The sequence below is a fragment of the Pseudoalteromonas sp. SR44-5 genome, assembly GCF_014163675.1.
In the GTDB taxonomy this organism is placed as follows: Bacteria; Pseudomonadota; Gammaproteobacteria; order Enterobacterales; family Alteromonadaceae; genus Pseudoalteromonas; species Pseudoalteromonas rhizosphaerae.
This window is the reverse complement of the sequence record NZ_JACJDT010000067.1, coordinates 1-13,690: the sequence shown is the minus strand read 5'-3', so window position 1 is coordinate 13,690 and position 13,690 is coordinate 1. Positions and strand designations below refer to the sequence as shown.

Annotated in this window: 12 protein-coding genes and 1 pseudogene; 7 read left to right on the top strand and 6 right to left on the bottom strand. The window is 39.8% G+C overall.

All coding sequences use genetic code 11. The features are described from left to right. Positions 1-240: 240 nt before the first annotated feature. A complete protein-coding gene (locus H5154_RS21480) occupies positions 241-714 on the top strand; it encodes a hypothetical protein (protein ID WP_149980143.1) in 474 nt (157 codons plus the stop codon). Between the two features lie 819 nt (positions 715-1,533). Here the strand turns inward: H5154_RS21480 and H5154_RS21475 are convergent. Next, the gene (locus H5154_RS21475) at positions 1,534-2,187 is read right to left on the bottom strand and encodes a DUF6058 family natural product biosynthesis protein (RefSeq protein ID WP_145236013.1); all 654 of its coding nucleotides are present in this window, start codon (positions 2,185-2,187) and stop codon (positions 1,534-1,536) included. Between the two features lie 170 nt (positions 2,188-2,357). Here H5154_RS21475 and dapA point away from each other — a divergent pair, with 170 nt between their 5' ends. Together dapA and H5154_RS21465 are read left to right on the top strand one after the other, a co-directional pair. Next, positions 2,358-3,278: a 4-hydroxy-tetrahydrodipicolinate synthase gene (dapA, locus tag H5154_RS21470; RefSeq protein WP_182719557.1), complete on the top strand. Its 921-nt coding sequence runs from the start codon at positions 2,358-2,360 to the stop codon at positions 3,276-3,278. A gap of 197 nt (positions 3,279-3,475) precedes the next feature. Beyond that, a complete protein-coding gene (locus H5154_RS21465) occupies positions 3,476-4,777 on the top strand; it encodes a DEAD/DEAH box helicase (protein WP_145236005.1) in 1,302 nt (433 codons plus the stop codon). 72 nt (positions 4,778-4,849) lie between these two features. On the opposite strand, the gene H5154_RS21460 is transcribed toward H5154_RS21465, so the two are convergent. Further along, positions 4,850-6,460, bottom strand: a complete 1,611-nt coding sequence (locus H5154_RS21460; protein ID WP_149980145.1) for an NAD(P)/FAD-dependent oxidoreductase — start codon at positions 6,458-6,460, stop codon at positions 4,850-4,852. A 165-nt stretch (positions 6,461-6,625) separates the two neighbouring features. Between H5154_RS21460 and fdxA the strand changes: the two genes are divergently transcribed. Then, entirely contained in the window at positions 6,626-6,949 is a 324-nt protein-coding gene (gene fdxA, locus H5154_RS21455) for a ferredoxin FdxA (RefSeq protein ID WP_145235999.1), read from the top strand. 134 nt (positions 6,950-7,083) lie between these two features. Further along, positions 7,084-9,315 (top strand): carbohydrate binding family 9 domain-containing protein, encoded by a 2,232-nt coding sequence (locus H5154_RS21450; protein WP_182719556.1) that lies wholly within the window; start codon positions 7,084-7,086, stop codon positions 9,313-9,315. A 102-nt stretch (positions 9,316-9,417) separates the two neighbouring features. On the opposite strand, the gene H5154_RS21445 is transcribed toward H5154_RS21450, so the two are convergent. The 4 genes from H5154_RS21445 to H5154_RS21430 all read right to left on the bottom strand — a co-directional run bounded on the left by H5154_RS21445 (position 9,418) and on the right by H5154_RS21430 (position 12,365). Next, entirely contained in the window at positions 9,418-9,954 is a 537-nt protein-coding gene (locus H5154_RS21445; protein ID WP_182719555.1) for a fused DSP-PTPase phosphatase/NAD kinase-like protein, read from the bottom strand. A 142-nt stretch (positions 9,955-10,096) separates the two neighbouring features. Then, entirely contained in the window at positions 10,097-11,695 is a 1,599-nt protein-coding gene (locus H5154_RS21440; protein ID WP_149980148.1) for an AbgT family transporter, read from the bottom strand. Positions 11,696-11,802: 107 nt separating this feature from the next. Then, positions 11,803-12,105, bottom strand: a complete 303-nt coding sequence (locus H5154_RS21435) for a hypothetical protein (protein ID WP_182719554.1) — start codon at positions 12,103-12,105, stop codon at positions 11,803-11,805. 2 nt (positions 12,106-12,107) lie between these two features. Next, entirely contained in the window at positions 12,108-12,365 is a 258-nt protein-coding gene (locus H5154_RS21430) for a DUF3081 family protein (RefSeq protein WP_149980149.1), read from the bottom strand. 162 nt (positions 12,366-12,527) lie between these two features. On the opposite strand from H5154_RS21430, the gene H5154_RS21425 reads away from it, so the two are divergent. Together H5154_RS21425 and H5154_RS21420 are read left to right on the top strand one after the other, a co-directional pair. Continuing rightward, positions 12,528-13,427: a redoxin family protein gene (locus tag H5154_RS21425; RefSeq protein WP_182719553.1), complete on the top strand. Its 900-nt coding sequence runs from the start codon at positions 12,528-12,530 to the stop codon at positions 13,425-13,427. Between the two features lie 66 nt (positions 13,428-13,493). Then, positions 13,494-13,690: pseudogene (locus tag H5154_RS21420) on the top strand (flavohemoglobin expression-modulating QEGLA motif protein); the annotation flags it as partial.

Genomic DNA, 13,690 nt, shown 5'->3' with positions numbered 1-13,690 from the left:
TTTAATAGGTGCATAATAAACGCTGAGTAACGCAGGGATAGCTTAGATACGATAGACACGCCAGTAAAGTTGGCTTGATATCGCTTAGGCCATAAAAAGCAAATTCCCATAGCATAAGTAACACCAACTCTGACACACCGAGCAGGTAGCGCCTCAGTCCAACAAGCGATTATGCAACACAAACTGCGTGTCGCATAAATACTAAAATGTTAGGAGCAAAGGACGTGAGGCGTATCCATTATGAATCGTAAATTGATTCCAATAGTTATTCTTTTTATTTGGCTCTGCCAAGCGGGTTCGAGTAGTTTAAAGAACATCGAATATGCAGAGGTAATCTCTGGACTATCGCGTACCTCTGAGCTTGGCGAATGCAACATAGCTGTCGATATCACGAGATCTTGGCCGTTCTCTTGGACAGCACGTTCAGCGAGAATAAATGTAAAAAATCAGAGTGTGGCTTTAACTTCTTTTACAAGTAAATTTAATGTGCCTGATAGAACATTCCTAAAATCACACAATACCAATTATCACTTTACTTGGAGCCGTCAATTAGAAGACCAGCTTGTTGCGTCTTTTGTCGATGTCGAGATGAAACCAAATGGCAGCGTTCAGTCTGTCAATATCGGTAATTGCCCTAACTATCCAGATAATAACGAATTAATAGGGAATTTAGAGTATTGTAATTCACCAGTGCAGCTAATAAAGTGCACCTAACAAGCGCCTTAACTCCGACAATGTTTAGTTGTTATGGTTTTGGCAAACAACGCAAAAAGCCACGCCAACACATTGCGTGTTAGGCGGGTGTTAGGCAACTAGATGAAATGTAGTGTCTGTGGAAATAAACCTAAACGGAAAATCGAATTTAAAATTAGTCTGTTAGATTGTTTCGGGCTGTTTGTTCTTTGCATTCCTTTCGTTGCAATTTTGTTTGCGATAGTTTATGGAGTAACATCACTGTTTGTCGGCGCCGTTGGTTCAATTTTGGCAGGTGTAAACACAAACCCTGAACTATTAAGGTCTTTAGTATCTGTAGTTATTTTGTATTTTATACTTGCACGCTTCTTTGTGAAGTACATGCCAAAATTGCTCAATATTCTTGGGTATTTCATCAACTATAAGCTGGTTATCTCGGCAGATTGTGAAAAATGCAGCCATAGTTGCATTACACATAGTTACCCAACTGAGCCACATGCGTAACACATTGCCTAACAAGGCCGTTAAACCGTGGACACAAAACAGTGAGCTTGTGCTCCTTCGTCGCCAATTTTAGCCTACAATTTTGTGCCGTTTACGGCAAGTGTTACCAATGACCGCTCACAGCACAGAGCAGCCCGTTAACTCTAACTCATTTTTGTCCAGAAATGCGCTAGAGTGGCCATCTTCATCGCGCTCAAAGTACTCATTCAGTAAGTTTGGTTGCACTACTCTTAAAAATCATCATATTGCGGTTACATTTATACAAAACTGTGATGTGGCACTATTGTTTTTCCTAAAACCTAAAACCTAAAACCTTTCCCCTTGCACATTTCTTCTTTACTTAACCGATAAATCATATTTAAGCACCAGTGCATCAATATAACGGGCACGAAGGGTATGTTGTTTTTCGTGTTCGGCACCATGACTAAGCGCGCGATTTAATAGTTTTAAAGCAGGGTGTAATTTGCTTCGCTCTGCTTGTGTGAGGTTTGGCTTTGTGCGTAATTCGGTTATATCATCTACAACTAAGCGACCAATATCAACGGCGGCGATTTCTTCAATTAAGCCATTTTGAGTTAGCACACCGTATTTACTGCATAAAAATTGTTGCCATACTTGTTGCAGGTGCTCTTCTAATTCACAACCAAATAGCTCTTCGTTAAATTCAAATCCTTGTTGAGCTAACTTCGTTAAACTTGCACTGTATTGCTGTGCAAAGTAGTTGAAGGCTTGACTGGATGAATCAATTTTTTGCTTGGCTAAGCCTTGTCCCCAGTTAACGCATCCTCGTGGATAGAAGTCGTCGTATTCTTCGCATTCATATAAACCAGAGTAAGAGCTACAACTAAGCTGATTTTTAATACAGTAACTGGGTTTTGGAAATAACCCGTTTTGTTGCCAAATTGCAAGAGTATCTTCATCGATTGCTAAGGCATGACAAAGCTCTTCGCTGTGATAAAAATGGGTTGCTAAAAATCGTGATAAACGCATAAAAGTGCACTCAAGGTTAGAAAATAAATATACTGTTTATTTATACAGTTGTTTATTTTGGACTAAGCACCTCTACAACACAAGTAATTTAATTAATTAGTTATGCAACACTCGGAAAACGCCTGCTTTTATGTTACAACTACGGCAAGTTTTTTTAAGATTAATTTTTTATGCGCACCCTAGAACAAATTAAACAAGCAAGCCTCATCACAGCAATTAAAACGCCTTATTTAGCCAGTGGTGAAATTGACTTAGCCACCTATGATTATTTAGTTGAACAGCAGATCGCCGCCGGTGTTGATGGTATTGTGGTCGGTGGAACCACAGGTGAAGGCCAGTTAATGAACTGGGAAGAGCATTTAATGCTGATTGCGCACAGCGTTAATAAGTATGCAGATAAGTTGGTGATTGTTGGTAACACTGGCAGTAACAATACCCGCGAAGCCGTTAAAGCGACTGAGTATGGCTTTGCCAGCGGTATGGACGCAGCGCTACAAATTAACCCTTATTATGGCCGCACATCGATTGCCGGTGTGATTGAACACTTCAAACGAGTGCTGGCAATTGGTCCGGCATTTATTTACAACGTAGCAGGGCGTACAGGACAAGATTTAACCCCTGACATTATTGAGCCGTTGGCACAACATGAAAACTTTATTGGCGTAAAAGAGTGCGGTGGTAATGAGCGCATTAATCACTATGAGCAACAAGGTATTGCCTGTTGGTCTGGTAATGACGATGAAGCACATGATGCTCGCCATACTTATAAAGCGCATGGCGTGATCTCGGTAACCTCTAATTTAATTCCTGGCTTGTATCGTCAATTAATGGACAGCAAAAGCGACGCGCTGAACGCGTCATTACAACCTTTGATCAGTTGGTTGTTCTGTGAGCCAAATCCAATTGCAATTAATACTGCATTGATGATGACAGGTGCAGTCAAGCCTGTATTTAGATTACCTTATGTGCCATTAAATGAGCAGCAGCAAGTGCAAGGGGTTACGTTGATCAATCAACTTGATGATGTTGCTGTTGTAGGTGGCTCTAAAGCCACACCATTAAATTTAGAAAATACAATTATTCTGCCATAATTTAGTTTGGGCTTTAAAAGATCGCCAACCATTGTTGTTATTGCTTAGCAAAGTATGCTTTGAAAAGGTCAAACACAAAAATGGCTGTAGAAGAGAAAAGGTAATTCTAGTTGGTTTATATATTTAAAAACTAACTGTTTGCCTTAAATTGCTGTATAATTTGCGACCCTTGATAATGTGGCCGCAGGTTATACAGCATGAATTTTAAATCTTTTAGTTTTGCCCCTGAACTTCTTCAGGCGTTAGATGAACTTAACTATCACACCCTTACGCCCATTCAACGTAATGCTATTCCAGCAGTACGTAAAGGCAAAGATGTTTTAGCCAGTGCCCAAACAGGCACCGGTAAGACAGCTGCTTTTGCTTTACCAATTATTCAAAAATTATCTGAAGTTGAATACACAAAAACTAATGCGCCACGTGCCTTAGTGCTAGCACCAACCCGTGAGCTTGCAGAGCAAATTGCCAATAATTTTACTGATTTTGCAAAGTACACCAAGCTTAAAACTGTGAGTTTATTTGGCGGTGTTAGTACGGTAGGTCAAGCTAATGGCTTAAAAGCGGGTGTCGATATCGTAGTCGCAACACCGGGTCGTTTACTGGATCATATTCGTTTAGGTAATCTAAGCCTTGCTGACGTACAACATCTTGTGCTCGATGAAGCTGACCGTATGCTTGATATGGGCTTTATTGGTGATATGCAAACAGTGATCAATGGCTGTGCTGAAGATCGCCAAATTTTGTTGTTCTCTGCAACATTCCCAGCGGCAATTAAACAGTTTGCTAGCAAAGTACTCAAGCAAGCTGAAATTGTCCGTGTTGATCAAACCAACAGCACTGCTGCAACCGTTCATCACGTGGTTTATCCAGTTGAAGAGCGCCGTAAACAAGAGTTGCTTTCTGAATTGATCGGTAAGAAAAACTGGCAGCAAGTGTTAGTGTTCGTCAACATGAAAGAAACGGCTGATGAGCTAGTTAAAGAATTAAACTTAGATGGTATCCCGGCTGCTGTGTGCCATGGTGATAAAACCCAAGGTAACCGTCGTCGTGCATTAAGTGATTTCAAAGCGGGTAAAGTACGTGTGCTTGTGGCTACAGAAGTTGCCGCTCGCGGGATTGATATTGATGACCTACCACGTGTAATTAATATTGACTTACCATGGCTTGCTGAAGATTACGTACACCGTATTGGTCGTACAGGTCGTGCCGGTAAACAAGGTCAAGCAATCTCATTTGTTAGCCGCGAAGAAGAAAATATGTTGTTTGAAATTGAAACCTTAATCGGTCAAAAAATTCAGCGTGAATACTTGCCGGGTTATGAAGTAAGTAACCGTGAAGTACTGATTGATAAAATTGGCAAAAAACCATCGCATTTGCGTCGTAGCCATTCAAATAAACCATCAGGTCAAGCAACTGGTGAAGCGCGAGCTAAAAACCGTTCACGTATCTCAAACGTACGTAAAACCCTCAAAGGTGCCAAACTTTCGTTAAAGAAATAATGGTATAAGTTAAGTCATTAACACAAAAAAGCCTCAATAAATGAGGCTTTTTTGTGAACAGTGAAAAACTACTTAGCTATTTTTCTCAAGCATAGATAACGCTAATGCTTCAGCGGCCTTTATACCGTCAATGCCTGCGGAAAGAATACCACCTGCATAACCCGCACCTTCACCGGCAGGGTATAGGCCTTGGGTATTGATACTTTGCATGCTTTTATCTCGTTTAATGCAAATTGGTGATGAGGTACGGGTTTCAACGCCGGTTAATAAACCATCGTTTGATGAAAAACCACGAATTTGCTTATTAAATGCAGGAATTGCTTCACGAATGGCATCAATTGCATATTTAGGTAACACATTTGCTAGATCAGTGAGTTTGATACCTGGTGTGTATGAAGGCTTTACATCGCCTAAGTCACTTGAATCTTTACCTTTTAAGAAGTCGCCAATTAACTGTGCAGGTGCATCGTAATTACTACCACCTAGTTCAAAGGCTTGCTCTTCTAGTTTTCGCTGCAGATCAATACCGGCTAATGGATGACCTGGGAAATCTTCTTCAGGAGAAATCCCCACAACAATGGCACTGTTAGCGTTGCGTTCGCTGCGAGAATACTGACTCATGCCATTCGTTACCACGCGACCTTCTTCCGAGGTTGCTGCAACCACAGTACCGCCTGGGCACATACAAAAACTGTAAACAGTACGGCCACTGTGACAATGGTGAACCAGTTTGTAATCTGCAGAGCCAAGGATCGGGTTACCAGCATTATCACCAAAACGGCATTCATCGATCATAGATTGTTTGTGCTCAATTCTAAAACCAACTGAAAACGGTTTTGCTTCAACGTAAATCCCTTTATCGTATACCATTTTAAATGTATCACGTGCGCTGTGACCTACCGCAAGCACAACATGACGGGTATCAAGTTGTTCACCGGAGGATAATTTCAGTCCTGTTACTTGGCCATCATCAAGTAGGATGTCATCAACGCGGGTGCTAAAACGAATTTCACCGCCGAGCGCTTCAATACTTGCACGCATTTTTTCAATCATTGTAACCAGCTTAAAAGTACCAATGTGCGGTTTGCTGACATACATAATTTCTTCTGGTGCGCCTGCAGCTACAAATTCAGTGATCACTTTACGACCATAATGCTTTGGATCTTTAACTTGGCTGTAAAGTTTTCCGTCAGAGAATGTTCCTGCGCCGCCTTCACCAAATTGCACGTTTGACTCGGTATTTAGAGTACGTTTTCGCCAAAAACCGAAAGTGTCTTTGGTACGTTCACGTACTTCTTTACCACGTTCTAAAATAATGGGTTTAAATCCCATTTGCGCCAGTATTAAACCAGCAAACAGTCCACAAGGGCCAAAGCCTATTACCACAGGACGTTCTTGAATCGTTGCTGGTGCTTGAGCAACAAATTTATAGCTGGTGTCAGGGGCTGGTTTTACATGTTGGTCTTTAGCAAACTGAATTAATAATTGCGCTTCATTATCAACCTCAATGTCGAGGGTATAAATAAGTAAAATGGCGGTTTTTTTGCGGGCATCGTAACCACGTTTAAAGACATTAAAGCTATGGAGTTGGCTGTTATCAATGCCAAGTTTAGTTATAATTGCTTGCTTTATGGCATCTTCGCCATGATCAAGTGGCAGCTTAATTTCTGTTAAACGTATCATATTTAGTCTCTGTTAGGTGTCTTAGCAGTCGCTGACGCGAGTTGCTCACAATAGCAGACTATTTTACGTTAATTTAAGCCTCGATGGCAGCGATTATTTATTGTATTTTGGCTGTGGTTGGGTATGATCTCCAGCTGTATTAAGATATGTTAGGCAAACGTTAAAATGGCATTTGTAGTCACTGAAAACTGTATAAAGTGTAAATACACTGACTGTGTAGCAGTGTGTCCAGCAGATGCGTTTTATGAAGGCCCTAATTTTTTGGCGATCAGTCCGATTGATTGTATTGATTGTGGTTTATGTGTTCCAGAATGCCCCGCTGAAGCAATTTATCAAGAAGATGAATTACCTGATTCGCAACAAGAATTCACCGAACTGAATGCCGAACTTGCTCTTATTTGGCCGCGTATCACTGATGTAAAACCAGCCCCTGAAGATGCCGATACCTGGAATGGTGTGGCCGATAAATTAAAGTTAATTGAGACCTAAAATCTCAGCTTCTTGTCTTGATTAGTTAATTAAAATAACATTTTTGCAATCAAACTATTAACAAATGTACCTGCGTGAATTACAATTACTACTTATCTTACTCATCCGAGTAACTGAGTATTAAATGGATGTTTATGCAGTATATAAAATTAATAACATTATCTGTCTGGGTTTTAGCTTTCGCTTTATGTAGTACGTTTGCACACGCTGCGCAACAACAATTTAGTTTAGCGCACATTGAGCAAGGTATTGATCTTGATGGGCAGTTGAGCGAACCGCACTGGCAACAAGCCACTTTAATCCCTTTACGCTATCAAAATGAACCCAACGAAAAAGGCACACCACCTGTAAAAACAGACGCTTATATCTATGAAGATGGCAACTATTTATATATTGGTTTTGTTGCTTATGATAATGATGCCAGTCAAATACGTGCAGCACTTCGAGATCGCGATACATTATGGTCGGATGATAATGTCGCATTGATGATTGATACCTTCAACGATGAGCGAACAGGTTATGAGTTTTACGTAAACCCACTCGGTGCACAAGGTGATATGCGCATGACCGATACCGATGGCTGGACTGAAGACCCATCGTGGGATGCGATTTGGGACAGTGCGGGGCAAATAACTAACCAAGGTTATACCGTAGAGATGCGCATTCCGTTCACTGCATTGCGTTTTCCTAAAAATAAAGCCGATATGACTTGGGGGGTTGCGCTGTGGCGTAATTATCCTCGAGATGTTTTATATCAATTATCCAATGTAGGTTTTGATCGCGACGTGAAATGCAGTTTTTGCCAGTTTGATAAAATAACAGGCTTTAATGCCATGGAACCGAGCAAAAATATTCAATTAACACCGACCTTGACCGCTCTTCGCAATGATGCCAAAGAGGCTATACCAGGGGATTGGCAAAATGGTGATATTGAGACTGAAGCTGGACTCGATTTACGTTGGGGTATCAGCCAAGATGCGGTTATTAATGCCACCATTAATCCCGATTTCTCGCAAGTAGAGACCGATAGTTTAGAGTTGGATGTCAATACTACATACTCTATTTATTATGCTGAGAAACGCCCGTTCTTTTTAGATGGTGCATCGTATTTCAAAAGCAGTTTATTTGAGCTTTTATATACTCGTACAATTGCCGAGCCTGAAATTGGCGCCAAAATAACCGGTAAAACAGATGCACATAGTTATGCCTTTATGTATGCCGATGATGAAAATACCAGTCTTTTTTTACCGACTAACCAAGGTTCTGGCTTTGCTAATTTAGCTGAAAAATCAAAGTCAGCGGTTGGCCGATATCAATACGACATTGGCGAGCAGGGCACTATAGGGGTGATGAGTACCCACCGTGAAGCGAATGACTATCACAATACCGTACTGTCGGTAGATGGTAGTTATTGGTTTAATCAAACAGATAGTGTGTTGTATCAAGTTGCTACCTCTGATACTAAAAACTCCGCCTTTTTAACTGATAACTATGGCTTGGAGAAAAACCAATCTGATCAAGCTTATAAGCTCGAGTTTTCTCGCGAGAAAAGGGATTATAAGCTACTTGCCAGTTACGAAGATATTGGTGAGGATTATCGTACCGATGTTGGCTATCAAGAAAAAGTGGATTATAAAAAAGCGTTACTAGGCGGCGGGCAAACTTGGTACTTAGACGCAAGTGAGATGATAACCGAATATTCTTATAATGTTGATTGGGACAAAACCTGGGCGCAAGATGGTAGCTTGCTTGAAGAAGAGTACGAAGGGTATATTTTTTTAAAAGGCCAATTACAGTCATCCTTAGAGTTTGGTTTGATCCATCGTAATGAGAGCTATAAAGATGATTTTTATAATCAAAATATCGGCTTTATTTATGGTGGTTTTAACCCAAGCAAAGATTTACGTATTACGCTCTATAGTGAGTTTGGTAGTAAAATAGATTACAGTAATGAGCAGTTAGGTGATTTATTTACTCTAGAGCCAGAACTTACCTGGGACATCAATGATCATTGGCAACTACAGCTTGAACACAGTTATAGCCGTTTAGATAACCCACAAGGTGAAAATGTATTTACAGCGAATCTAACCGATTTACGAATTTATTATAAATTTAATATGCGCTCGATGCTGAAACTGATTTTACAGTTTGAAGATATCGACCGAAATCAAAATGCTTATTACTTTGCTGTAAATCACATCAACCGAGATTATGGCAGTCAGCTTGTTTACTCATATAAAATTAATGCACAAACATTATTTTACTTGGGTTATTCAGATAAAGGCTATCAAGATGACTCATTAAAAAGTATAGAACGCGATCAACGTACTTTCTTTACTAAATTAAGTTATGCATGGCAGCTTTAAATTACATTTAAAAAAAAGCCCTTAGTATTTAACTAAGGGCTTTTTGTTGTTAGATCTATTTAAAGTCATAGTTGAATATTTCAATACATCTAATGTGTTATTTTAATGCTCTTTTATTTTATAGGTTGCTATGGCGTCTCTTACCACCGGTTCAAGACTTTTCAATCCCCACTGTTTACCGGTCTCAATCGCTTTTTCAATTGGTTGGTTAAGCTCTATTGCGTTATAAAGTGCAATCAGTGCCCCAACTCGGTTACCACTTGCACAATGCAGTAATGTTGGGCTCTCAGATGCTTTCGCTAATAATTGCTGCAGTTTTTTTGCATTTTCGATATTGATATCGGCTCTTGATGAAATGGGCAGTGAAAAGTATTGCAGTCCTAAATTGGTCACTAAAGCCTGTTCATCCCAATTATTTTCCCCATCCCCGCGTAAATTAATTACATACTTTATACCTTGCTTTGCAAGCTGCTGAAATTGCTCTTTAGAAGGTTGTCCTGCAGTATAGATGTGTTGCTGTGGGTGCGCATAATTAGTTAATGCGACGGACTTTATATTTACTGATGGGAGTGGTTGTGCATAACTTGTTATGCTGATCAAAGAACATGCTAAAGTGATAATAAAACATACTATTTTCATAATTTTAGATCTCGTTGAAGTTGCTAGTAATGTGGCAATTGTATAAGTAGTTACTATTATTAAAGCAGATAGTTTAGTTTTTCAAACACGTTAGAGTCACTCAATAATAATGCCAGCAACAGCTGGCATTATTTATCGGTTATTAAGGTGTGTAATAAATTGGTGAGCCAGGCCCTACTGGCAGACCAAATACAAACACCCACAAATAAAACAGAGCAACCCAACCGACAAAGAAAATCATACTATAAGGCAGCATGGTGGCGACTAAAGTGCCTATTCCCATGTCTTTTTTATATTTAGTGGCAACGGCGAGGATCAAGCCAAAGTAACTCATCATTGGGGTGATCAAGTTGGTGACAGAATCACCAATTCGATAAGCCGCCTGAATGGTCTCTGGCGCATAGCCAATTAACATGAGCATAGGTACAAAGATAGGCGCAGTGATTGCCCATTGTGCAGATGAAGAACCTAAGCTTAGATTAACTAATGCACACATTAATATAAATAACACAAATACTTCAGGACCAGTCAGATTGAGGGCTTGTAACATAGCAGCGCCATTTATGGCTAAAATAGTCCCTAAGTTAGTCCATTTAAAGAAGGCAACAAACTGCGCGGCAAAAAATACTAATACAATGTACATGCCCATTGAGCTCATACTTTTGCTCATCGCGTTGATCACGTCTTTATCATTTTTCATGGTGCCTACTACACGGCCATAAACGAAACCGGGTATACCAAAGGTAATAAAAATAAATACCACAATCCCTTTAGAAAAAGGCGAGTGGGCAAATAAACCTGTTTCAGGATGGCGCAAAATGCCATCTGCAGGCACGATTGTCCACGCAAGTAGTAGCGATACTAACAATAAAGAAAATCCAGCCCATTTTAAGCCTGATTTTTCTTTAGCTGTTAAGCCTTCTATATTATTTTGCGCCAGATCAGCACTGGCATCATCGGGGTTGTATTTTCCAAGGCGGGGTTCAACGATTTTTTCAGTCACGAAGGTGCCTAATACGGCAATCAGTAAAACTGAAATCATCATAAAATACCAGTTTGCTTCAGCGCCAACTTGGTAAGTTGGATCAATCATTTGTGCTGCCGGAGTCGTAATACCTGCAAGCAATGGATCAATCGTACCTAACAATAAATTAGCACTGTAACCGCCCGATACACCGGCAAAAGCTGCTGCTAAGCCCGCTAATGGATGACGGCCTAAACTATGGAAGATCATTGCGGCTAAAGGAATTAATACAACATAACCAAGTTCAGATGCGGTATTAGATAATATTGCGGCAAATACCACCATAAAGGTAACTAAGCGTTTAGATGCCCCCATTACCATGCCACGCATTGCAGCAGATAATAGCCCTGAATGTTCGGCAACGCTGACACCTAATAGTGCAACAAGCACAGTGCCTAAAGGGGCAAAACTGGTAAAATTAGTAACAAGACCGGTGACGATACGTTGTAAGCCTTCAGCACTTAATAGACTCACAACTTCGATAACGCCGTCAGGTTCACGACCTGCGGAGCCAATTGGGCGAGGATCAATTGCACTTAATCCAAACCAATCAGCAATACCACTGAAAACAATAATGGCCACACAAAATAGGGCAAACAAGGTGATTGGGTGGGGTAACATATTCCCCAAAAACTCAACCGAGGCTAAAAATCGGTTAAATAATCCCGATTGTTTTTCTTCACTCGATGAGTCGGCAGTGTCGACGGCTTTTGACATAGCAAGGCTCTTAAAATTGAAAAATTTCCGCAATCTATCATTTTTAAGCATGATTATCATTAATAAACGGTGGTTTACCAGATGGGTACGATAAACTGTTAATTAGGCTATAGAATTCCTTTGAATAGTAACGGATAGCGACGTAATCGCTGGCCAATATAGTCATCCGCTAAGATTTGCTGGCAAATATCTTCAATATCATCAGAAGCTTCAAACACCCAGTCGAATCGTTCAATTGCAGTTAAAAATCCTCGCTTTAGGAACCGTTGTTGCCGATACTCCTCGAGATTACCTTTAATTATGGCAAGCTTACTTTCATCGTCGCGTAATTGTTGCACAACCTTGGCTATAAAATCTGTATGTTGGTTGTGCTTATTAGCTGGGCGAATGCGCGGTTTGCTGTTATACACAATTACACCTCATTGATTATATTTTCCAGCTTTTTAAGGAAGTCATCTTTATGCTTTTCATGTTCATAATCGAGATGATAGGTGTTATGAAAACCAAATCGAAGCAACACGCCACTGCCTTTAAGGTAAATGGTATAACCATCAATATCTGAAAATGCGGTTAATCCTTTATAGTGTTTTCCTTCATTATTTATCTCACCATGTTGGATGATCTGCTCATAGACAGCTAATATTTGTTTTCCTTCGATGTCATTTTTCATCACTACTCCAAATGTTGCTTTGATAATTAAATTGATACGAAACCTAACTCTATTTAGTTTATACCATGTAATGATAAATGATCGAAAAGTTCACCGATGTCGCAAAATTACAATCAGCTAAGAAAGCGACCATGCTAAGGTGTATTTATTTTAGGGATAACAATGATGAAGTCTAAATATATTACGCTGTTGTGGGTCTTTTTGTACTTTTCAAGCAGTCAACATTTGTTAGCAAATGAGTCAAATTTGGTTTTAAAAAACCAACAGGGCGAACTGTTCGAGCTGAATAAAATCGTTGGCAAAAAGCCTGTGTATTTAAAATTTTGGGCAACGTGGTGTAAGCCTTGTATGGAGCAAATGCCACACTTTCAGCAGGCCTATGAACAGTATGGAGATACAATTGATACAATAGCGATTAACATTGATCTAAATGATGATCCTACTGCTGTTGCAGCTGTTAAAAAACAGTTTAATTTAACCATACCTATCATGAGTGATCATACCGCAAAAGTTGCTCAGCATTATCAATTTATAGGCACTCCTTTTCATGTATTACTCGATAAAACGGGCAAAGTGATTTTTCAAGGCCATCAAGCAGATAAAGCACTTGATAATACACTGCGATTATTATCACATGACGGCATGGTGGCAAAGGCCCACTTGTTAGATGAAGGTAATAAGCAAGCTGCGACTGCTTTAGTTATTCCAGAGCATGGCTTAAAGGCAATATTATATACGGCAACGTGGTGTGATTGGTATTTAGCTGATACTCGCCCGAAGATGGCAACAAACTGTGCCGCAGCTCAAAAGCAAATCAATCTATTAACCAATCAGGGAATTGATACTGAAGCTAGGGTTAGCCAATTATGGACAGATCAAGCAGCTGTTGATGAATATATCGAAAAATTTAAAGTCATACATCCGGTGTACATTGATCACGGTAATGATTTATTTATTGATAATAAAATCAGTAGTGTGCCTACCTTGGTCATTTATAAAAATGGACTCATGGTCAATCGTATCAGCGATTTTTCTAGCCCTGTAAATTTGCAAAGTAAGTAATAATTTGCTTTGAAAATGAGCAAATCTAGCCTATCCTCTAGGCTCATTCATCAGTGAGCTTAGAGCATGATAGATAAGGCGTTATTACTTAAAACTCGCGAGTTATCAGATCGATTAATCGCCCTACAAACCCCTATTCGTATCTTAGATGCGATAAATTGGGATAAAAGCATAAAAGAAGAGTTTTTTAGACAAAAATGTCAAAAAAATCCACTGGTTGATAAAGCCTATTATCAGCAACGGGATCTAGGTTTTGTACCTAG